Origin of the sequence: Marinomonas phaeophyticola (genome assembly GCF_026966905.1) — a bacterium.
Lineage (GTDB): Bacteria > Pseudomonadota > Gammaproteobacteria > Pseudomonadales > Marinomonadaceae > Marinomonas > Marinomonas phaeophyticola.
The window spans coordinates 55,636-78,038 of the sequence record NZ_JAPUBN010000013.1; the positions used below are offsets into that span (position 1 = coordinate 55,636).

At 40.8% G+C, this 22,403-nt stretch carries 22 protein-coding genes; 14 read left to right on the top strand and 8 right to left on the bottom strand.

The window, feature by feature from the left end:
- Positions 1 to 98 precede the first annotated feature (98 nt).
- Positions 99 to 2,036 carry a bifunctional 2',3'-cyclic-nucleotide 2'-phosphodiesterase/3'-nucleotidase gene (locus tag O1D97_RS06450; RefSeq protein ID WP_269123951.1) on the top strand — a complete coding sequence of 646 codons (1,938 nt, stop codon included), beginning with the start codon at positions 99 to 101 and terminating at the stop codon, positions 2,034 to 2,036.
- 156 nt (positions 2,037 to 2,192) lie between these two features.
- Here O1D97_RS06450 and betA read toward each other — a convergent pair whose 3' ends face one another.
- The 3 genes from betA to O1D97_RS06465 form a co-directional block, all read right to left on the bottom strand.
- Positions 2,193 to 3,860: a choline dehydrogenase gene (gene betA / locus O1D97_RS06455; RefSeq protein WP_269123952.1), complete on the bottom strand. Its 1,668-nt coding sequence runs from the start codon at positions 3,858 to 3,860 to the stop codon at positions 2,193 to 2,195.
- Positions 3,861 to 3,872: 12 nt separating this feature from the next.
- On the bottom strand, positions 3,873 to 5,324 hold the full coding sequence (gene betB / locus O1D97_RS06460; RefSeq protein ID WP_269123954.1) for a betaine-aldehyde dehydrogenase: 1,452 nt from the start codon (positions 5,322 to 5,324) through the stop codon (positions 3,873 to 3,875).
- 191 nt (positions 5,325 to 5,515) lie between these two features.
- Entirely contained in the window at positions 5,516 to 5,821 is a 306-nt protein-coding gene (locus O1D97_RS06465) for an isoamylase early set domain-containing protein (RefSeq protein WP_269123956.1), read from the bottom strand.
- A 328-nt stretch (positions 5,822 to 6,149) separates the two neighbouring features.
- Between O1D97_RS06465 and O1D97_RS06470 the strand changes: the two genes are divergently transcribed.
- The gene (locus O1D97_RS06470; protein ID WP_269123958.1) at positions 6,150 to 6,299 is read left to right on the top strand and encodes a hypothetical protein; all 150 of its coding nucleotides are present in this window, start codon (positions 6,150 to 6,152) and stop codon (positions 6,297 to 6,299) included.
- Positions 6,300 to 6,375: 76 nt separating this feature from the next.
- Here the strand turns inward: O1D97_RS06470 and olsF are convergent, their stop codons facing one another.
- From olsF to O1D97_RS06495, 5 genes are all read right to left on the bottom strand, one after another.
- A complete protein-coding gene (gene olsF, locus O1D97_RS06475; protein ID WP_269123960.1) occupies positions 6,376 to 8,112 on the bottom strand; it encodes a bifunctional ornithine lipid synthase OlsF in 1,737 nt (578 codons plus the stop codon).
- Between the two features lie 165 nt (positions 8,113 to 8,277).
- Entirely contained in the window at positions 8,278 to 8,754 is a 477-nt protein-coding gene (locus tag O1D97_RS06480; RefSeq protein ID WP_269123962.1) for an NYN domain-containing protein, read from the bottom strand.
- Between the two features lie 12 nt (positions 8,755 to 8,766).
- Positions 8,767 to 8,958, bottom strand: a complete 192-nt coding sequence (locus tag O1D97_RS06485; RefSeq protein WP_269123964.1) for a hypothetical protein — start codon at positions 8,956 to 8,958, stop codon at positions 8,767 to 8,769.
- Between the two features lie 132 nt (positions 8,959 to 9,090).
- Positions 9,091 to 9,783 carry a ChrR family anti-sigma-E factor gene (locus tag O1D97_RS06490; RefSeq protein ID WP_269123966.1) on the bottom strand — a complete coding sequence of 231 codons (693 nt, stop codon included), beginning with the start codon at positions 9,781 to 9,783 and terminating at the stop codon, positions 9,091 to 9,093.
- A 5-nt stretch (positions 9,784 to 9,788) separates the two neighbouring features.
- Positions 9,789 to 10,361: a sigma-70 family RNA polymerase sigma factor gene (locus tag O1D97_RS06495; protein ID WP_269123968.1), complete on the bottom strand. Its 573-nt coding sequence runs from the start codon at positions 10,359 to 10,361 to the stop codon at positions 9,789 to 9,791.
- Positions 10,362 to 10,680: 319 nt separating this feature from the next.
- Between O1D97_RS06495 and O1D97_RS06500 the strand changes: the two genes are divergently transcribed.
- The 12 genes from O1D97_RS06500 (at position 10,681) to rlmF (ending at position 22,341) form a co-directional block, all read left to right on the top strand.
- Entirely contained in the window at positions 10,681 to 11,148 is a 468-nt protein-coding gene (locus O1D97_RS06500) for a nuclear transport factor 2 family protein (RefSeq protein ID WP_269123970.1), read from the top strand.
- A 50-nt stretch (positions 11,149 to 11,198) separates the two neighbouring features.
- Positions 11,199 to 11,951, top strand: a complete 753-nt coding sequence (locus O1D97_RS06505) for an SDR family NAD(P)-dependent oxidoreductase (RefSeq protein WP_269123972.1) — start codon at positions 11,199 to 11,201, stop codon at positions 11,949 to 11,951.
- Positions 11,952 to 11,995: 44 nt separating this feature from the next.
- Entirely contained in the window at positions 11,996 to 13,246 is a 1,251-nt protein-coding gene (locus O1D97_RS06510) for an NAD(P)/FAD-dependent oxidoreductase (protein WP_269123973.1), read from the top strand.
- Entirely contained in the window at positions 13,246 to 14,058 is an 813-nt protein-coding gene (locus tag O1D97_RS06515) for a DUF1365 domain-containing protein (RefSeq protein ID WP_269123975.1), read from the top strand. Before O1D97_RS06510 ends, O1D97_RS06515 begins: the two co-directional genes overlap by 1 nt.
- Before the next feature lie 6 nt (positions 14,059 to 14,064).
- Positions 14,065 to 15,354 (top strand): SAM-dependent methyltransferase, encoded by a 1,290-nt coding sequence (locus O1D97_RS06520; RefSeq protein WP_269123977.1) that lies wholly within the window; start codon positions 14,065 to 14,067, stop codon positions 15,352 to 15,354.
- A 29-nt stretch (positions 15,355 to 15,383) separates the two neighbouring features.
- A complete protein-coding gene (locus tag O1D97_RS06525) occupies positions 15,384 to 15,983 on the top strand; it encodes a DUF2878 domain-containing protein (RefSeq protein ID WP_269123979.1) in 600 nt (199 codons plus the stop codon).
- A gap of 69 nt (positions 15,984 to 16,052) precedes the next feature.
- Positions 16,053 to 16,787, top strand: coding sequence for a hypothetical protein (locus tag O1D97_RS06530; protein WP_269123981.1), 735 nt, complete (start codon positions 16,053 to 16,055; stop codon positions 16,785 to 16,787).
- A 45-nt stretch (positions 16,788 to 16,832) separates the two neighbouring features.
- Complete coding sequence (locus tag O1D97_RS06535; protein ID WP_269123982.1) at positions 16,833 to 17,381, top strand: DUF3833 domain-containing protein; 549 nt, start codon at positions 16,833 to 16,835, stop codon at positions 17,379 to 17,381.
- 180 nt (positions 17,382 to 17,561) lie between these two features.
- Positions 17,562 to 19,022: a catalase gene (locus tag O1D97_RS06540; protein WP_269123984.1), complete on the top strand. Its 1,461-nt coding sequence runs from the start codon at positions 17,562 to 17,564 to the stop codon at positions 19,020 to 19,022.
- Between the two features lie 154 nt (positions 19,023 to 19,176).
- A complete protein-coding gene (locus tag O1D97_RS06545) occupies positions 19,177 to 20,802 on the top strand; it encodes an EAL domain-containing protein (protein WP_269123986.1) in 1,626 nt (541 codons plus the stop codon).
- A 46-nt stretch (positions 20,803 to 20,848) separates the two neighbouring features.
- Positions 20,849 to 21,196: a DUF6164 family protein gene (locus O1D97_RS06550; RefSeq protein ID WP_269123988.1), complete on the top strand. Its 348-nt coding sequence runs from the start codon at positions 20,849 to 20,851 to the stop codon at positions 21,194 to 21,196.
- Positions 21,197 to 21,348: 152 nt separating this feature from the next.
- Positions 21,349 to 22,341: a 23S rRNA (adenine(1618)-N(6))-methyltransferase RlmF gene (gene rlmF / locus O1D97_RS06555; protein ID WP_269123990.1), complete on the top strand. Its 993-nt coding sequence runs from the start codon at positions 21,349 to 21,351 to the stop codon at positions 22,339 to 22,341.
- The last annotated feature ends 62 nt before the right edge of the window (positions 22,342 to 22,403 follow it).

Here is a 22,403-nt window from a genome sequence, read left to right on the forward strand (position 1 = left end):
TCGTTCACATTATTTGGCTTTGTTGCTAACCTGTCTTCTTGGTCAAGAATAAAAAATACATGACTATTTATTATAAAAGCGAATTGCGGAGAGAATATATGAAACCAACGGTTTTTTTAAAAACAGCGATTGCCTCATTCACAGCATTAACTATTGCTGGATTGGCTCAGGCTCAAACAATTGATCTTAGGGTTATGGAAACAACTGATATTCATATGAACCTAGTTGATTATGATTATTATGGCGATAAACAAAGTAACTCAGTCGGTCTGTCACGAGTCGCGAGTTTGATTACTCAAGCTCGTTCCGAAGTAAAAAACTCAGTATTAGTTGATAATGGTGATTTACTTCAGGGAACGCCGTTGGGAGACTATATGGCCAAGGGTCGAGTTTTGCGTTTTGGCGAAATTCATCCAGCCTATAAAGCCATGAACTTACTTAATTATGATGTTGGTAATATTGGTAATCATGAATTTAACTTTGGTTTAGACTTTCTGGCGAAATCCCTTTATGGCGCAAACTTTCCTTACGTGTCCTCTAATGTTTATGTAGATGATGGTGATGATAATGCGGATAACGACCAACCTTACTTCCAACCTTACCTTATTAAAGAAAAGAAAGTGGTTGATAGTGAAGGTACTGAACAAACTGTAAAAGTGGGTTACATTGGGTTTACACCACCTCAGATCATGAACTGGGATAAAGACAACCTAACAGGCAAAATCATTGCCAAAGACATTGTGGCCAGTGCAAAAAAATATGTGCCGGAAATGAAGGCTAAAGGCGCGGATGTTATTATTGCTATTCCCCATAGTGGTATGTACAACGACCCTCATAAAACAGGAGAAGAGCACGCAAGTTATCATCTAGCAAAAGTGGAAGGTATCGATGCGATCTTGTTTGGTCATTCTCATCGAGTATTCCCTGGTGACAAAACAATTGGTGCATACGAGGGAGTGGACAGTGAAAAAGGCACCGTATTTGGCATTCCTGCGACTATGCCTGGTTTCTGGGGCAGCCACCTTGGGGTGATTGATTTAACACTTGAACCAAATGGTGATGGCTGGAAAGTACAAGACGGTACAGCGTCGGTGAGAGCAATATATCGCCGTGAAGGTCGAGATAAGTTACCTTTAGTTGAAGCCGATGAACGTATTAATGAAGCCGTTCGTCACGAGCATGAAGGGACGCTTGAATACATGCGCCGTAAAGTGGGTGTGACTACATCGGATATCAACAGCTTCTTTGCTCTAGTACAAGATGATCCTTCGATTCAAATCGTGAATAACGCTCAAATTTGGTATACCAAAAATATTGTTCGTGGTACCTCTTATGACAATATGCCGATTCTATCCGCGGCGGCGCCATTCAAAGCCGGTGGTCGTGGTGGTGCAGATTACTTCACCGATGTTCCTAAAGGGGATATTGCGCTGAAAAACGTAAGTGATTTGTACATTTATCCAAATGATCTAAAAGTCGTTCAATTAACGGGTTCTCAAGTGGTGGAATGGTTAGAGCGCGCAGCGGGCCAATTTAATCAAATTGATCCAAACTCGTCTGCTAAGCAAGAACTGATTAACTCGACCTTCCCTACTTATAATTACGATGTGCTAGACGGTGTTGAGTATAAAATTGATGTGACACAGCCGAACCGTTATGATGAGAAAGGAGTATTAATGGCGGCTAATCATCGTATTAAAAACGTTACTTATATGGGAAAACCGATTGATTTAAAACAAGACTTCCTAGTGGTAACAAATAACTATCGCGCTGGTGGCGGTGGTAAATTCCCTGGTTTAGATGGTTCAACAGTGGTCATTCATGCACCAGATAAAAACCGTGATGTCGTCGCAAATTACCTGTTAACTCAGAATACGATTGATCCTAAAGCCGATCAAAACTGGTCTTTTGCGGATACATTTGGTAAAGCCTCGGTGAGCTTTAAAACGTCACCTAAAGCAAAAGCCGTTGCTCCGGATTCAATGACTTTTATTGAAGTGGGTGAAGATGGTTTTGCTGAATTTACGTTGAATTAAAACGAAAATGAATCAAGAGGCGGTTTAATACTTTATTAAATAGCCTCTGCTTGATTGAGTGTCAAAAAACCTTTAACTCGAATCGTACTTGCAATAAGTGATTTGAATTAAAGGTTTTTTTATTTATGTCTCTATAGACTTAGTAGTGAGCTTTGATTATCTCTGTTGGGTTTCCCAGTGAGGGTGAATCCAAACATCGACATTATTACTGGCTAAGGAAGGTTTACCTAAAATCATATCGGCTGCTTTTTCGGCCACCATGATAGTCGGAGCATTCAGGTTACCATTGGTGATGGTAGGGAAAATGGAAGAATCCACAACACGAAGGCCATCAACGCCTCTTACCTTACACTCTGCATCCAAAACGGCCATAGAGTCATTCTCAGAGCCCATTTTGCAAGTACAAGAAGGATGGTAAGCACTCTCAACATTTTCTTTTACCCATTGATCAATTTCAGCATCGGTATTAATCGCTTTACCAGGCTGAATCTCATCGCCACGAAATGCGTCAAAAGGTTGCTGAGCGATAATCTCTCGGGTTAAGCGTATGCAATCACGCCAATCTTGTTTATCTTGCTCTGTGGTTAAGTAGTTAAACAAAATGCGAGGCTTAGCTTTTGGATCATTTGATTCAATCCAAACGCGTCCACGACTTTCAGGCTTGTTCGGTCCAACATGAACTTGAAAACCATGCCCTTTAACCGCGGCTTGGCCATCATAGCGCATGGCGGCTGGTAAGAAATGGTATTGGATATTCGGTGCTTTTAGCCCCGCTCGGGAACGGATAAAGGCACAGGATTCAAAATGGTTGGTCGCCCCCAATCCATCTTTAAACAGTATCCAACGAGTCCCGATCATTCCCTTGCTAATAAGGTCGAGTTTGCTATTCAAGCTCACTGGCTGTTTGCAGTAATATTGAAAATACACTTCTAAATGATCTTGTAGGTTTTCCCCAACACCCGGTAAGTCATGCACTAATGGCACTTTGGCTTGCTTGAGTACGTCTGCCGGACCGACACCAGAAAGTTGTAATAATTGAGGCGAGCCAATAGAACCCGCGGACAAAATAACTTCCTTAGCCGCCAGTACTTTGGTAATTGAACCGTCTTTAGAGTACTCAATCCCCGTTGCTTTTTTACCTTCAAAAAGGACTTTATGCGTTAATACCTTGGTGCGAACCGTTAGATTAGAGCGCTTCATGGCTCGGCGTAAATAGGCATTTGAGGTGGATGCACGGACACCGTTTTTCACGGTCATGTGCATAGCGCCAAAGCCCTCTTGACGAAATCCATTATAGTCTTCCGTCTTCCCGTAGCCTGCAGCCTCACCGGCTTTTATGAAGGTTTCATACAGCGGGTTAAGCTTCATATCATTACCATTGTTCGTGCTTAATGGGCCTGAATCCCCACGATAGGTATCGCCACCTTTAATCCAGGTTTCTGCCTTTTTAAAATAAGGGAGGCAGGTTTGATAATTCCAACCTTGAGCGCCTTGAGTTTCCCATTCATTGAAGTCTTCGGCATGGCCACGAACATACACCATGCCATTAATAGAAGAGGAGCCACCTAATACTTTGCCGCGTGGACAATGCATCTCACGGCCATCAACCCCTGGCTCTTTATCCGTATGGAATTGCCAAGCGTATTTCTCCGTATTCATCGGATAGGAAAGGGCGGTTGGCATTTGAATAAATATACTTTTATCGCTGCCACCCATTTCGAGCAGCAGCACCTTGTGTTGTCCACTTTCGGTTAACCGATCGGCCAGCACGCAACCAGCAGATCCCGCTCCTACAATAATAAAATCAAAGGTTTCTTTAGACATTGAATGCTCCTATTAGTAAGGGTTAGGAATGTCATCTAAAGAGACATACACACTTTTGTTTTGAGTGTAGTGGTATAAGGTTTCAATACCATTTTCACGGCCAATACCTGATTCTTTATAACCACCAACAGGCATCTCGGCGGGTGAGGCACCCCAGTTGTTGATCCAGCAAATACCGGCTTGCATCTGTCCTATTACTCGATGGGCACGGCTAATATCTTTGGTAAACACGCCAGCAGCAAGACCAAATTCAGTGCCATTGGCTCTTTGAATCACTTCTGCTTCATCGGTAAAACTTAATACAGACATGACAGGGCCAAAAATTTCCTCACGTACTTGAGGCATATCATCGGTACAATCCGTGAACACGGTAGGAACAACAAAGGCCCCTTTATCTAGGCCGTTTTCAGTCGCTTGGTAGCCACCGCATAATAGCGTCGCTCCCGCTTCTTTGGCGGCTTCAATGTAGCCAAGAACTTTTTCCATATGCGCTTTTGAAATAAGAGAGCCGACTTGAGTCTCCATATTTAAAGGGTCGCCCACTACCATGGCTTCTGTGCGAGTTTTTAGCTCCGCATTAAATGCATCTAGAATGTCGGCATGAACGAATACGCGTGTTCCATTGGTACAAACTTCTCCTTGAGTGTAGAAATTTGCTAGCATGGCGCCAGAAACGGCTTGATCGATTGGCATGTCAGGGAAGATTATCAGCGGTGACTTGCCACCTAATTCCATTGTTACTTGCTTCAATGACTGTGCTGAAGCCGTCATTACTTTTTTACCGGTACCGCATTCACCGGTAAACGAGACTTTAGCAATGTCTGGGTGGTTGGTTATCAGTTGACCGGTTCGAGCGTCCCCTTGGACAACGTTAAAGACGCCGTCAGGTAAGCCTGCTTGAGTATAGATCTCCGCCAATTTCAATGCGCTTAATGGCGTTTCCTCAGAAGGTTTAAAAATCATAGCATTACCCGCGGCTAATGCCGGTCCTGATTTCCAGCACGCGATCTGGATAGGATAGTTCCAAGCGCCAATACCAGCACAAACCCCTAATGGTTCTTTACGAGTATAATAAAAATTGCCATCGCCTAGGTCTTGATATTCACCTTGGATTTTATTCGCAAGGCCTGCGTAATACTCGATAACATCGGCTCCGGTTTCGATATCGACACAGATGGCTTCTTGTAATGGTTTTCCTGTGTCTAATACTTCTAGACGGGCAAGTTCTTCATTATGTTCTCTTAGCAACTGAGCCGCTTTATACAAGATTCTACTGCGTTCAACCGCACTCATTGACGCCCATACTTTTTGGCCTTGTTGAGCGGCAGCTACCGCGGCATTGACTTCAGTAACGCCGGCAAGCTCAATGGTGTCAATGACTTCGCCTGTTGCTGGATTCGTTGTCTTGAAGTGTTCGTTACTGGTTGAAGCGTGGTAACGGCCATTAATATATTGTTGTTGCATCTTGAGAACCTCATATGAAGATGTTTTATTAAACGCGCATTTAATAAAAACAATTGTACCGTTTTTTTTAATATAGGTCAGCAAATGTACAGTAAATTAATAAGAAGTTTATTAGTGATAATAATTCACATAAAAAAGCACGTTAAATCAATGATTAACGTGCTTACTAAAGGCTTCATGGCGTAAAAATATTAAATGGATAATAAGCCATTTTGCTCTGAACCGATATTTGCAGGCACAAAACGGTCCGCCTCCTCATCATTGATCCATTCTTTTCCATCGAGAACGTAGCGAAATTGATACTCTTTATGGATGTCTAAATCGATTGTAGCTGCAAAGTTGCCAGTTTTTTGTTTCTTTAAAGGAGTGGCGGATATATCCCAATTATTGAAGTCACCGACAACGGTGACGGTTTTGGCCGCTTGAACTTGGCTTTTTGGAAGTGAGAACTTAACTTTGCAGATGGGCTTACTTTTCAGGAATTTTTTTTCAATCATGGTTCGCTCCAATGTCGTTAGCTTATGAAACTGATATTTTGCAAGTCTTAGGCCATATATCAGACCTTTCTTATGACAGCCCTTAAATTACAAATTTAATGTGACAAACAGGCTAAAACAGAAAAACTGAGCTATCTTTAATTATGTTATTTGTTCAAAAAAAGAACAGTTAACGAGTGCGTCGCTCACAGACAGTGCAAGCTTAATTGTGTCGCTCATTACTTTATTTAGGTTAGAGGGACTTAACCTTGCTTTATGTCAGAGAGGCGCCCAACATCGGGTGTTATAGTGAACGGTAATATGAACACGTTTCAATAGGAGAAATAGGATGAATCCAACAACAGTTGCTCTTTGGTCATTAGGCGTATTAGCTGTATTGAAATTGATTGCTTACTTTGTTTATAAACATTTGAGTAAGAAAAGCGCGGAAAAAAATAAAGACGCATTAGAACCTCATAAAACCAATAACGAAAAGTAGACTGGACCCATGACATCAATCCCTTTCTTGGTCAGTATCACCATATTTTAGTTACCTATGATGATACTGACTTGTCTTAGTGAAGCTCTGTGTCCATATGGTTACTAATGCCACGATAGCGGTTGTTTTTCAGCTCTTTTACCTTTTGTAAATCCACAAGTACGAGTCCATCGATACAAAAGCCAAAATCGGCGTCGACGCCAAAATCTAAGAAACGCACACCATTGTGCTCACATAACTCACTGTATTGCTTATATAGTGTAGGCACTGAAACATTTAAATGACTCAGTTGTTCTTTCAGTATTCTAAAGTCTTCTTCATAACGAGCACCTGTAAACAAAGCACTAACATAGTCTTTATTTTCCAAGGCAATTTGATAAGGCGTGAAGGAAACCGCTAAGGCATCGGGGTCTGGAAAATACAGTGAATAGAAGTGAACAATTAGGTCTTTGGCCAGTTGTGGATAATTGTTGCTTAAACTCACAGGGCCAAACAAATACCGAACTTCAGGATGCCTATTTAAGTAGGCGCCAATGCCATACCAAAGATAATCTAGACTTCTCTTTCCCCAGTACTTCGGTTGTACAAAGCTGCGCCCTAATTCAACACCTTGTTCTAAGTACGGCATCATATCTGGAGATAATTGGAACAGTTCTTCCGTATAGATAGCATGAGAACTGCCATCTTTAATGTATTTGTTGATTTCTCCGATGCGATACGCCCCAACAATCTCCAATTGATCTTCATCCCACAAGACTAGGTGTCTATAGTATTGATCGAATTTATCGAGATCTGAGCTTTGTCCAGTGCCTTCTCCTACCGTTCTAAAGGCCATTTCTCGTAGCCGCCCAATTTCTTTGATCGTGGCCGATTGGTCTAGATAATCGAATAAATAAATGTGTTTGCCATCTTTGGTGCAACCTAGGTACTCTGAATTAGTCAGTTCTGTTTTTATTAACTTGCGATCCTGGGGGTGCGATATAGTGGTCTCGGTTTGTAATAGGGGCTTTTTACCTTTAGCGATACGATATAGGTGACGTTTGACCAGTTTGTTTTTTTCTTTATCACTCAAGGGTAATTTAGCCAGTTCTTGAATGGGAATGGGTTGTCCCACTTGAATAGGAACATGACGATTTTGTTGTTTAAACATTTCATGGGCAAGCTGAATGGTGGAGAGAGGGCGGTAAATAATGGAGCTTGTGTAAAAAAGTAAAGAATTACGACCATTAATATAAACGGGCAATATAGGGCTGTTGGTTTTCTGTGCCAATTTTAAATAGCTGGCGCTCCACTTTTGATCCTTAATACCGCTTGGAGAAAGACGAGAGACTTCTCCTGCAGGGAAAATAATAACGGCTTCTTCTTTACGTAAACAATCGATAATATTTTTAAGTTGTTTACTACTGCTTTTTCCCGACAGATTGTCTACCGGAAGAATGAGGTTCTTGAGTGCATCAAAATGCATCAGCATATCATTAGCGATAATCTTTACATCGCTTCTGACTTCACCAACGAGTCGTAGTAGAGCCAATCCATCCAAAGCGCCTAATGGATGATTGGCTATAATGATAACCCGTCCAATAGCGGGAATATTTCGGCGGTCTATCTGACTTACTTGATAATTGAAATTAAAATGGTTTAACACTCGATCAATAAATTCAAACCCTAAACAATCTTTATTCTCGTCGAGAAAGCGATTTACCTCTTGCTCATGAAATAAGTGTTTTAAAATTTCTAATGTTGGACGAGTAAATAGTGGGTGTTTTTGCAGGAAGTTGGGGGACTTTTCCGCAATAATTTGCTCTATGTGCATCAAAGTGATTTCTCCATTGTCCTAAGTTTAGCTATTCCATCTAGGGTAGATTGAGGAAGTGACATTTAGGTGACAATTAGGTGGCAGAAATAAGACAAACTAAGTGGTAAAAGAATGCTGATAGATGGGTGCCGTCTTGAAGACGGAGTATTACTTTAAGGAGTATTATTTTAATAAGAGAGAAGAATCGATTTCACGAAATAGGCTACAAGCACGGACAAGTGATTGCGCAGTAAGTTGATCTACACCGTAGACACGAGTAAAAACCTGCTGTTTCTGCATTACATGGGTAAGTAGGCGGTCGAAGTCACCGTCTCCTGAAAGTAGGATGATTTCATCGACATTGGCCGCACTTTCCATAATATCAATGGTGATGCCTACATCCCAGTCACCTTTTGCAGAGCCATCATTCCTTTGGATAAAAGGTTTAAGTTTGACGTCAAAACCGATATTTTTGAGGATGTTCTGAAACTGGTGCTGTTTACTGTCACCACGGTCAATAGCATAGGCATAGGCACAATGAATTTCTCCTATTTGACGAATTTCACGCCAAAATGCGGAATAGTCAAAGTGCTTACCAAATGTGTGTTTTGTTGTGTAGTAAATATTCTGGACATCAACAAAAACAGCAATTTTTTTCAATGCTAATCGCTACTAAGATTTTTTGTTTAAGGTAATGTGCTTAGGACCTGCGACACTGATTTGTCCGCTTACGCCTGATTCGATTACATCTATTTTGCCACCTGATGCTAAGAATGCTTCCATTTGCGATTCAATGGACGCAGAGGTTTCTGATGCCGCAGGTTGCTTTTTCTTAGATGTCGAAGATTTAGGTTTGGCTGCCATGATTTGGGCCTTCCATGTTATAAATTGAAGGTAGAGTATATACGATTTTTGTACCTAGGTCGCCTATAGAAAAAACCTGAGCGAATCTATATCGACACAGGTTTTAAAAATAGGCACCTAGATTGCAGAAGGCTAGCCTCTGTAAGGATGTACTTTTCGCAAAATAGGGTTTAATAAGCGCGTCAATAAACCAGTAAATTGAATCGGTGCATCCACAATGGTTAAACAAATGCATTCAGCATCTCGGGTTACTACGGGCTTATGGGTGTGTTGTTGGTTAAGTTGAACAAAATCCCCTCTTTTATAAACACCGCTCTGGTCAGAAAAACTGCCTTCTAATACCAGCGTGAATTCATCTCCAGTATGAGTGTGAGTGGGTATGTTACTGCCTGCTTTTACCCTGGTCAGAGCAATTTGGGTTCCATTCTCCTCGTTAGCTAAAATAGCCGTTTGAAACGACGGAGAGATGCGAACCCAATTTAATGCGTCGTAGCCCTCTGGTACAAATTGTTGCAGACTTCTAGGCACTCGGTAGCCATCATGGCTATTTACCGTGTTGAGTGCTGTCATGGTGTCAGACATCTTGTTTTGTTCTTCAAGACGATTGAAAAAGGCTTGTTTGAGATCATCCATATTATTGGATGATGCCTCTAAAGGATCAATTTCATCAAAAAGTACGCTGCCGACGTGCTCTAGCTTCTTAACTTGAGCTCGGCATTCCTTGCATTGTTCTAAGTGTGTTGCAATGCAAAGAGAGTAAGACAGGGCCAGAGAACCAGCCGTGTAATCAGTTAATAATTCTATCGTTGGATGGTAGTTAAGCATAGTGACTACCTCTTAATGTAAATAGTGAGTTTATGTAAAGCCAAACGTACACGAGACTTAATGGTACCTAATGGTAAACCAAGTTCTTCTGCGGCTTCTACGTGTGTCTTACCTTCAAGGTAGACCTTGGCTAGGACCTGCTTTTGATCAGTCGGTAGTTGCGCTAAGCCATTGTGAATCCGTTTTTTATCTCTTGCTTGCTGGACATCCCTAAATAGGTCGACATTTTCATCTTCAATGTCACTCCATAGAAGTTCTGGGTCAATATTAGAGATATGGCGTCCATTTTTACGTAGGTAGTCAATTCTAGCATTACGGGCAATGGTGAATATCCATGTATTCAGCGATGCCGCTGAAGGATTGAATGTGCCCGCTTTATTCCAAACCCGTATCATTACTTCTTGAGCAATATCGTCTGCCATCAGCATTGCTCCTGGTTGAGCGGCTAAGCAAAAGCCTCTGATTTTAGGAACATAATGATCAAATAAGCGTCCCAAGGCCGCTTGATCGCGCTTTTCCGCGACAGCCATTATATCGTCAGTGAGTGTTGTATCTTGCTGGCCAATGGCTCTGTTCATTCTAAATTGACTCCAGAGTGTAGAAGTAAGTTTGGTTGGTAAACAGTGTTGTCCGATGAACCTATTACTAACATTAGCATCTTCAACTTATGATTAGTTCGATCATTATTTAAATTTCATATCTATTAATACGCACCGATAGAAAAAGTGGATCACTCTTATTTATATAGTCTTTCCATCTCTTTTTTTGATGGCTCTGATAATAATGCTTTGATGAGTGATCCAATAAAGAGTGCCACATCGTATAACCTTATAATGGCACATATTCACAATGGCAGATGTATTGATCCGTGCTGCTGGCACGTTATAGGTAGAAGATATGGAAACGGTAAGTCTAGATACAGCATCTATAAACAAGGCAGATAAGCACATGCTAATTGAGCGTTTTAAACACTTTTATAAAGATGTGAAAAATCCTCCTTTGAATGAAATAGGTAAGGTCTATTCCGATAACGTTCACTTTAAAGATCCTGTGCATGAAGTGCGTGGTATGGATGCGCTTTATGCTTACATGGAAGACGTTTGTCATAGTGTTGAAAGTGGTCGTTTTGAATATCTAGATGAGCTAATCGGTGATAACAGAGCTTATATCAAATGGAATATGTATTTTAAGCACCCTAAGCTTGGAAATGAAATCATAGTGGTCAGAGGTATGTCTCAAATTCAATTTAATGAACGTATTTATTATCACGAGGATATCTATGATCTAGGTGAGATGCTTTATGAACATGTCCCTCTAGTCGGTTTCTTAGTGAAAAAATTGAAGCACCGATTGTCTAATCAATAACAGCGAGCTAATCCGTTCTAAATGAACGAATCCGAATAGGTATAGAGAACATGCGATCAAAAACACATCAAATTCAGAATGAAACAATTTGGATTACGGGCGGTAGTTCTGGGATTGGTTATGCCCTAGTTGAACGATTGGCTAAGCACAATAAGGTAATTGTCAGTGCTAGGAATCAATCCATGTTGCAGGAAATGGCCAACACCATTGAAAATGTTTCTTTCGTGGTTTTTGATGTGGCTGATAAAACACAAATTCATCGTGTTACCGAAGAGCTTAAGCAAACAACCCGTCACATTGACAGAGCCATCCTAAATGCAGGCCACTGTGAATATTTGGATATAGATAATCCAGATTGGGACATTATGGAAAGAATGATAGCGGTTAATTATTTAGGCATGGTTCACTCTTTACAAGCCTGTTTACCTTTATTAAAAAATGCCAGCAAACCTCACCTTATCGGAATCAGCTCGCAGGTCATTTCAGCACCGTTTACTCAAGCGGAAGGGTATGGGGCTTCGAAAGCCGCCATACGCTATTGGTTAGACGCTTTAAGGGTGGATTTAGCTCGCTTCAATATAGATGTAACCAGCATAATGCCGGGTTTTGTTGACACGCCATTAACCCAAAAAAATACCTTTAATATGCCCTTTCTGATGGATTCAGCGCAAGCCGCAGATAGGATAATCACGGCTATGGCCGATAGATGCTTTAGTTGCTCATTCCCCAAAAGACTTTCAAGCATGCTTTGGATCGCCAGAAAAATGCCTAGATTATGGTTACAACTTCAACAGTCTAAATAACGATTTCACCTACAACAAAGATCAAGTACAAAAAGGAAAGTTTGATGAAAATAGCCATTATCGGAACCGGGATTTCAGGCTTGTCGGCGGCTTACAAGCTTCATTCAACTCATGAAATAACGGTGTTTGAATCAGCGGATCGAATCGGTGGTCATACCGCGACTATGGATATAAACCTTCATGGTGAAAAGTACGCTATAGATACGGGTTTTATTGTTTACAACGATTGGACCTACCCAAATTTCATTAAGTTAATGCGTGACCTAAAAGTCGAGTCTGTCGCCACTGAAATGAGTTTTAGTGTCAGTTGCGAAAAAACAGGACTGGAATATGGTGGTAACAATCTTGATACCCTTTTTGCGCAAAGAAAAAACCTAGTTAACCTCCCTTATTTAGCCATGTTGAAAGACATTGTTAACTTTAATAAAAATGCTATTCGTGATTTGGAGAGTGGCCATCTAGATGAAGCCACAACATTGGGAGAATATTTACAGCAACAAGGCTATGGATCGCTTTTTGCTAGCCATTATTTGATTCCAATGGGCAGTGCAATATGGTCTTCCACATTGGCTGAAATGTTGGATTTCCCACTGGTTTTCTTCGTCCGTTTTTTCAAGAATCATGGGTTACTGAGTGTGAATAACCGCCCTCAGTGGCGTGTTATTAAAGGCGGGTCTAAGGCATATTTGGCACCATTAACGGCCGCTTTTGCAGACCGCATTCATTTAAACGCACGAATTCACCATGTAGTACGAAGTAAGGAATCGGTTGAAATCCATTTTGAAGATCAAACCAGTGAGTCGTTTGATCAAGTGATCTTTGCTTGTCACAGTGATCAAGCGCTCACTCTTTTAAGTGACCCGAGCTTAGCGGAACAACATATATTGGAAGCCATGCCTTATCGTATGAATGAAGTGGTTCTGCATACGGATGACCGCATTTTGCCAACCGCAAAAAAAGCGTGGTCAAGTTGGAACTATCATCTCGGTGAGGACAGTAACCGCCCCGCAACGCTTAGTTACAATATGAATATATTGCAAGGCATTGAAAGTGATACCACCTTTGTTGTGACCTTGAATGCCGCTAATAAAATTGCCGAAGAAAAAGTGTTAGGTCGCTACCACTATGCTCACCCTGTCTTTACCCTGGCAGGAATACAAGCTCAAGGACGTTGGTCAGAGATTAATGGTGTTAATAATACTTGGTTTTGTGGTGCTTACTGGCGGAATGGTTTCCATGAAGATGGCTGTATGAGTGGCATTAGAGTGGCCGATAAAATCAAGGGGATGCTCTAGTGAGACCGCAATCTACCCTCCTTAAAAGTGGTATCTATCATGGATGGGTTCGTCATCGCCGCTATTCCCCTAAACGGCATGACTTTAAATATCGGGTTTTTATGATGTATTTGGATTTAGATGAGCTAGATAAGGTGTTTGCTTTATCTTCTTGGTGGTCGAAGAAATCATGGCACTTTGCCCGTTTTAAGCGATCTGATTATCTCGGTGATCCTAAGCAAAGTTTGTCTGAATCTGTGCGCCATAAAGTGAAAACGCAACTGGGGGTTGACGTGGATGGCCCCATAAGGTTGCTCACAAATTTACGCTATTTTGGGTTTATTATAAATCCCATTTCTGTGTACTACTGCTTTGATAAAGCCGACCTTTTGCAAGCGATGGTATTGGAAGTGACCAATACGCCTTGGGGCGAAAAAGTACAATACGTCCTTCGTTGTGATCCAAATACCCACAAGCAGCGTATAACCTTTAATAAAGAGATGCATGTGTCACCGTTCCATCCGATGAGTCACTTTTATGATTGGCGCAGCAATGTCCCAAAAACAAAAATTGCCATCCATATGGAAAATAAAAACGCTCTTTCAACGAATGAGTTAGCTAAAAACAGTGTGGTATTTGATGCAACGTTAAGCTTACAACGAGAAGAAATTTCTTCTACCAGCTTGAGACGTATTTTACTGCAGTATCCTTTTATGACACTGAAAGTGGTGTTAAGCATTTATTGGCAAGCGTTGAAAATTTGGAAGAAGGGCATACCAGTACAAGATCATCCAAACAGTACGGTATCAGCAAAAAAGAAAGAGAGGAGTTAACCGTCTATGGGTTCTGTAAATATAGCAAATCAAAAAGTCAGTGAAAGGCGTTCTGTTAATTTTTTAGATAAATTTGCCAAAAAATGTGTGATGAAGGCATTGAGTAAACTTAAGGTAGGCCACCTAATCATAGAAGAACATTTTCATGAGCAAGGTGAAGCTGATGAAAGGGTTTTCCATTTTGGTGAATCGAAAGACAGCGCTCAATGTGTGGCGCATATTCATATCCATGATAGATCGGTGTATTGGGATCTGTTTATAAACTCCAGTATTGGTGCTGGCGAAGCCTTTATGCTGAATCGCTGGACAACGCCTGATTTGGTCGCGGTTATTCAGTTGATGGTTAAAAATCTGTCCTTGATCAACCAGATGGACGGTGATCGTCCTTTATGGAGCCGTATCGGAACTAAATTGGCGCATTTAGTGAATGCAAACACTCAAAAAGGCGCTAAGCAAAATATTTCTGCTCATTATGATTTAGGGAATGACTTTTTCTCGCTCTTTCTTGATCCAACCATGATGTATTCCGCGGCCATTTATCCACATGCAAACGCCTCATTAGAAGAAGCTTCCACTTATAAATTAGATCGAATCTGTCAAAAATTAGAACTTAAAGCGGATGACCATTTACTTGAAATTGGCACTGGATGGGGTGGTCTTGCGGTACATGCGGCGAAATATTATGGCTGTAAAGTAACGACGACGACCATCTCTCAAGAACAATACGACTTTGCTAAACAGAGAGTGGAAGAGGAAGGGCTATCGAAACAGGTAACCCTGCTTTTAGATGATTACCGAGACCTCCAAGGAAAGTATGACAAATTAGTTTCCATTGAAATGATTGAAGCGGTGGGTCATGAGTATTACGACAGTTATTTTTCTATGTGCAGCCAGCTCTTAAAAGACAATGGGTTGATGCTCATACAAGCCATTACGATCGCAGACCAGCGTTATCATTATGCGAAAAAGTCCGTTGATTTTATACAAAGGTACATTTTTCCTGGCGGGTGTTTACCATCGAATGAAGTGATCGCCAGTAAAGTTTCTAAGCATACTAACTTACAGATTGTGGCGGTGGAGGACATTACGGAGCACTATGCTGATACCTTAAAAGATTGGCGGAATGCTTTTATGCAGAAAAAGCATCAAGTGAGAGACATGGGGTTTGATGATATTTTCTGTCGCATGTGGGAGTTTTATCTTTGTTATTGTGAAGGCGGCTTTCGTGAGCGGGCCATTAGTACAGGCCAGTTTGTTTTTGCTAAACCGGAATGGCGCTTCCAAGCCAATAGATAACTCCAACGTGGATACTAGGACGTTAACGTATGACAACTTCATCAGACGAAGAAAAAGAGTCAGAAGCGAATCATGATAATTTAAATATTAACTCAATGCCTTCAGATGTAGGTAACGCAATATTCTTTCAAATTGCTTGGTTTATCTGTGTCGCTTCGCCCGAAATCATTGCCATTATCGCGGTATCCATGCTGCTAATTATCCACTCTCGTTTTATGATTCGCGACAATCGAGAATGGTTATTGATCATGGGTTTTACGACCAGCGGCATGATGATTGACAGTGTTTTACAAACGTTAGGTGTGATTCAGTTTTCGGGAGCCATCGCCATAACGGAAAACGTGTCGATCCTGCCTATTTGGATGATGTGTTTATGGTTGGCGTTTTCAACGACGTTAATTCATGGCCTTTTTTGGCTTCATGGCCGTTTTAAATTTGCCATGCTTATCGGTGGTTTCGCGGTCCCTGTCAGTTACTATGGAGGGCTTATTATGTCTCGTTCTTCATCGATAGAACCAGTATGGATCATGCTTATTACAGTTGGCGCTATCTGGGCACTACTTTTGCCGAGTGTTCTCTTCATCGCTCAAAAATATGGATTGACTCGCTTACGACAAATTCCCTCTTAATCGGTTACTGGTTTCGTCAGCATCATTAGATCTGAACTCAATGTCACGCTTAATAAACAGGAAAAAAGTATGTTAACAACGAAAGTCTATTCAAGAGTATTAGGCATTGGCTTGTTGAGCCTAATTAATCCAGCGAATGCAATAGATGCAGTAGGGACAACGGATAGTATTGTTATTGGAAGTGCATACGATGTGAATACGGGGGATCTCTTATACACAGAAACCCATAAGAGGCCATCCTCCTCCGAACATACCGTGACTTATCGTGAAGTGAACGGGGAGACTTTTGCTACTAAGAAACTCACTTATGCTTACTCTTCTTTAGTACCAAGTTTTTATCAAGTAAATGAACGTAATGGAGAGGTAATAGAAGTCACGACATCGACTAATAATACACTAACAGTCAACTTCAAAGCCTCTGAATCAAGTAAGTTGAAATCAAAACAAGTTGGTATTACTAATCGATTAATAGTAGATGCCGGTTTTGATCATTTTATTCATAAATATTGGGATAACTTGAATCGCGGCGATGTTTTAAAAATTGATTTCTTAGCCCCCACTCGTCAAATCACCGCGCCTTTTCGTATAGAAACCACAAACTGTAAAACAGAAGATAGCCACTCTGTTTGCTTCATGATGTCGCCCGATGCCTGGTGGATTAGCCTAGTAATGGAGCCCATTTATTTAGTGTATAACAATCAGACCAAACGACTGTCTCGTTATTTAGGCAGAGGAAACATTTCTGAAAAAAATGGCAACTATTTAACGGTAGACCTTCGGTATCGCTATCAAGTAACTGAGTAACAGTCCCTTTCATTAGACATAAAGATAATAGGATAGGTGGGAGGAATGATGTATTTTTTTAAAAAAATAGCCTTGCTCAGTGTTATTGGCTTGTTTGCGGTATTGTTAACCTCTTGTTCATCTGTTGCCGTTGAAACCTACAAAGACAACACGCCTAAGCTGGTGGTTGAAGACTTCTTTGACGGTGACTTGGTTGCACATGGTATGGTGAAAAACCGCCGTGGAGAAGTGATTCGCTATTTTACTGCGGATTTATTGGCTTCCTGGGAAGAAGGTATTGGCACGCTCGATGAATCTTTTATTTTTGATGATGGAGAGCACCAGCAGCGAATTTGGACGTTAACACCAAACGAACATAAGGGGTATATCGCAACCGCACCGGATGTTGTTGGATCTGGTGAGCTAATGACATCAGGCAATGCGCTCTTTATGAAGTACATCTTACAAGTTCCTTATGGGGACGACCTGATCGAGGTTAATGTAGATGATCGTATGTACCTTATTGAAGAGAAGGTTTTGCTGAATGAATCTATGCTAACTAAGTTTGGGTTCAATGTGGGCTCGGTTACCTTGGTTATCTTGAAAAAGTCTTGAATAGATAGCACTTGTATAGGCACGTTTACGAATGTTCGATTTACCATTGTTTGATTGAAAAAACTATCAGTTCGATTGTTTTAATAAATTATTAAAATGTCCCTGCTTTGCTTATAGTGTTTGTAGATTTTTCAACAGATACACAACGCTTTAGTCAAATAAGCAAGGGGAATGAATATTATGAGTAAAACACGCTTAACATCTTCAAATGGGGCACCGGTTGCCGATGATAATAACAGTATCAGTGCTGGTGCTCGTGGACCATTAACCTTCGATAATCATTATTTATTTGAGAAGTTAGCCCACTTCAATAGAGAGCGTATTCCTGAGCGTGTTGTTCATGCACGCGGTACGGGAGCCTATGGCTCTTTTACATTAAGTAAAAACCTTGATCATCTTACGATCGCGAAATTTTTACAGGAATCCGGCCAGAAAACCGAGGTGTTTGTGCGTTTCTCTACTGTTGGTGGTGGTCAAGACTCTAGTGATTATGCTCGTGATCCTCGTGGCTTTGCGATTAAATTTTATACAGAAGAAGGAAACTTTGATCTAGTCGGTAACAATACGCCGGTTTTCTTTTTAAACGATCCTATTAAATTTCCTGATTTCATACATTCTCAGAAAAAAGACCCTAGAACAAATTTGCCGAATCCAAGCAATATGTTTGAGTTCTGGGCCAATCATCCGCAATCATTGCATCAGATGACGATACTTATGTCAGATCGCGGGATCCCTGCAAGTTATCGTCAGATGCACGGTTTTGGTTCTCATACATTAAGTTTTTGGAATCAAGCCGGTGAGCGCGTCTGGGTAAAATGGCACCTTAAGTCCAACCAGGGTATTGCGACGCTCACTAACGAAGAAGCGGAAAAAATGCCATCCCATGGTGCCCAAGCAGATTTAATCGAGGCGATAGATAAAGGAGACTTTCCATCTTGGACGGTGAAGTTGCAGGTCATGACAGAAAAAGAAGCATTAAATTACGCGATTAATCCGTTTGATTTAACTAAAATTTGGCCGCATAAGGACTTTCCGTTAATAGAAGTAGGCCAGTTGGAATTAAATCGAAACGTGGATAATTATTTCGCCGAAACTGAGCAGGCTGCTTTCGCACCAAGTAACCTTATTCCCGGTATTGGGGCTTCACCGGATAAAATGTTACAAGGCCGCTTAATTGCATACCAAGACGCCCATCGTCACCGTGTAGGTACAAACTTTAATAGTATTCCGGTTAATGCGCCTCGGTGTCCGATGAATACCTACCAAAGAGACGGAGCCTTTGCCGGTATGTGCCCTTACAGTGGCAAGCCTAGCTTTCAGGGGAGCGAAGCGAATTTCTATCCAAACGATCGAGGAGAACAAGGTGCCGCCGTTCCCGATAGCTCTGTGTCCGCGCCGGCGATGCCTTTATTAGAAGACGCATGGGTAGGTTATCATAGCCAAGAGCAGGAAGATTATTACACTCAGGCTGGCGATTTATTTAATTTGATGGATGAAGTTCAAAAACAACAACTTGTAGCAAACATTGTTGGCGGGCTTTCTCAAGCAAACTCGTCCATTCAAGCGCGTATGATTGAGCAATTCAGCTTAGCGGATCGTGATTACGGAAAGCGAGTTAAACGTGCTTTAGAAGACGGTTAACTATTTCATAAGTGGGCTATTCTACAAGGCTATCTAATCGGTTTAATGACAATTGGATAGCCTTTGTTTTTAGAGAAAAATATAAAACCACCGAGAAATGTGCTATACCTAAATATATTCAAAAATAAATTATTTTATTCTATTTGGGGTTAGATTGAGTCATTCTCCTTTATTTACAACATCATCAAGTCTAGGTCGTTTTTATCAAACAACCACGTCATCTTTATTTTACTTCTTTTTTATTATTGTGACTTGTTGGGGAATGTTCTCTTTATGGGAAACGCATAGGGAGTTGGAACAGAAAACTCAGCAGGCAATATTTACCATTGATCGCTTTTTGTCTAGTAACAAAACCGAGTTACATTCTCTAGTAGAACGGGAAGCACCTCTTTGTGATGAGTCTCAGATTAATGCATTGAGATCCAAAACCTTCATGTCTCCCTATGCAAAAGAACTAAGTTTAATGCAATATGGGGAAGACGGTCGTTTATCTGTATATTGTACTAATTTGGGGGAAATGACGATCCCTGTTTGGAGAACCATCCAAAAACGCTTAGAAATCAATAAAGATCGATTTACTCTTGCTTATACAAAAGCAAAATTAACAGGTCAAAAGTCTCTCTTTAGTTTTTATGTTAACGAGCGAGGTTTAGGTGCTAATAGCGTGATTCCAGCCGACCTCTTGATTAAAGAATTACAGAATGAACTCAATAATGGCATAGTATTTCGCTTATTTATTGTTAATCGTGCGCTGCATCGTTCCCCATCGTTGGATTCCGTAGAAGAAAATCTATTAGAAAACTTCCCAGGTATTTGGGATGTATCTAGGCACAGCTTTCTAAGCAATGAGTTAAGGTTAGAGCTTGGGATAACAACGGATTATTTCATTGATCGATTATGGGCAAACACCATTCTATTTTTAATAGTTTGGATCGCCTGTGCATCCGTTACACATTTATTATTGCTCTGGTATCGAGATTATTTACATTCATTCAGACGTTATTTAAAAGCCGCGATTGAACAAGATGACATGGAGTTACATTATCAGCCAATAGTCGATGTGTATCACCAAACAACACCGAAAGTGGAGGCGTTGCTACGGTGGAGTTCAGATCGTTTTGGAAGTGTTTCTCCTATTATTATTGTTGAAAAAGCCGTTGAGTTCGGATTAATGCAAAGATTGACACAAATGGTATTCTCCAAAGTAGTGGATTTTTTAATTCGTAATGAAAAGAGATTACCCTCCATTATGGTAAACATTAATATCGACCGGGGCAGTTTTTTAAATTCTGAATTTATTGATATGGTGTCGAAAGTAATGAAAGCTAACCCTTTTCTAATTGGCCGCATTGGTTTTGAAGTGACAGAAAATAATAACTTTAATAACGAAGAAATGCAGTTAGCATTACGCCAGTTTCAGCGCTTAAAAGCATGTGGTATAGGCCTTTCTGTGGATGATTTTGGTACAGGGTATTCTGGGTTGGATTTCTTACGTCAATTTCCCTATGAAACATTAAAAATTGACAAGATCTTTGTCAAGCATATAGGGCAAGATCGTGTAACCAATCAAATACTCGACTATGTGATAAAACTCGCCCAAGAACTGGATATGTCTTTAGTTGCAGAGGGGGTGGAGACAAAAGAGCAGCTAGATACCATCACCTCTATGGGGATTCATTCTATTCAGGGGTATTATTTTAGTAGGCCCTTATCAGAAACGGCCATTATCGAATGGCTGGCAAATCAAGATAAGATTTTCCAGCCAGTTGCATTGTCCTAATAGGCCGTCATAATAGCGCACATAGTATATTTGTGTAGGTTGTTATATGGCGAAGTTAGTATTTGCTTTAAAATACGTTCCTGATGAAGAGGCCGCAGCGGTAAGAAAAATGCTCAGCGAGCATCACATTGAGTTTTATGAGACAACGGCTGGCCGCTGGCAAATATCGCTTGCGGCTCTCTGGGTTCGTCATGATGCAGATTTTCAGAAAGCAAGAGCGTTAATATATGAAGATCAGCTTAAGAGGCAAGCGTCGTATCGAGAACAAAAAATAGCATTTTGGCCTGCTATTATGTCGCATTTAAAAGAAAATCCGATTGAGTTTGCTTTTACTCTCTTTGCTATTGTTTTTGTGGCGGGGTTATCTGTATTGCCTTTTTATCTTACTTTATAAAAGGGAATAGAGACGCTTCTCGCTCTTATGCAATCTGTTCCTGTTAAACTATCTTTTATAACACTTAAATTAATGCCACTGTAGTTGTCATTTGACTCTTATTGATTGGATCATTAATTTACTCATGAACAAATACAATTGACTGTTAAAAAATGACAAAAAAGCCAAACACTGCCGCTACAAAATCGTTTGAAAAAGCGTTGATAACAAAGAATAAGCTTGAATTGCACCCTCGAAACCCTCACAAGATGCGTTACGATTTTGCTTTGCTTGCCGATTCTTGTGCAGAATTAACGCAATATGTCGTTAAAAATAAGTATGGTAATGAATCGATTGATTTTGCTAATCCGCTGGCCGTAAAGGCACTTAATAAAGCCTTATTAAGCCATTTTTATGGCGTGCCCTTTTGGGATATTCCTGCAGGGTTCTTGTGTCCACCTATCCCTGGAAGGGCCGATTACATACATTATTTAGCCGATTTATTAGCGGACTCGAATGCTGGCGTCATTCCTCGCGGTTCTATGGTTAAAGCGCTAGATATCGGAGTTGGAGCGAATTGTGTCTATCCCATAATAGGAAACCGAGAATACGGTTGGAAGTTTATTGGCTCAGATATCAATAAAATCGCCGTTGATTCAGCCACTATGGTTATTAAGTCAAATACAAATTTGACCGGTAATATTCAGGTTCGGTTACAGTCAAATAAGACGTCTTTCTTTAATGGTATCTGGCAAGTGGATGAAAGGTTTGACATTACCTTGTGCAACCCGCCGTTTCATTCATCTGAGTCAGCGATGAAAGCGGAATCAGAGCGTAAGTGGCGAGGCTTAAAAGGCAAGTCTCGATCGACTTTGAATTTTGGTGGTCAAGCTGATGAACTATGGTGCGATGGTGGAGAAGAAGGGTTTATTTGTCGCATGGTTGAGGAAAGTAAAACTTATCGCGATCGTTGCTATTGGTTTACTTCTTTAGTGGCTAGACAAAGCAGTTTGCCTGCAATATACCGAGCACTGGAAAACAGTGGGGCAATTCAAGTCAAAACCATCAATATGGCTCAAGGGAAGAAAATGAGTCGCTTTATTGCTTGGAGTTTTCTAGAGGCCGATCAGCAAGATTATTGGCAAGATACCTACTGGGCTATTTAAAATGTAATAGGTAAATTTAATGAATACGAGGCAGTCCGTCATCGACTACCTCGTATCTAGAT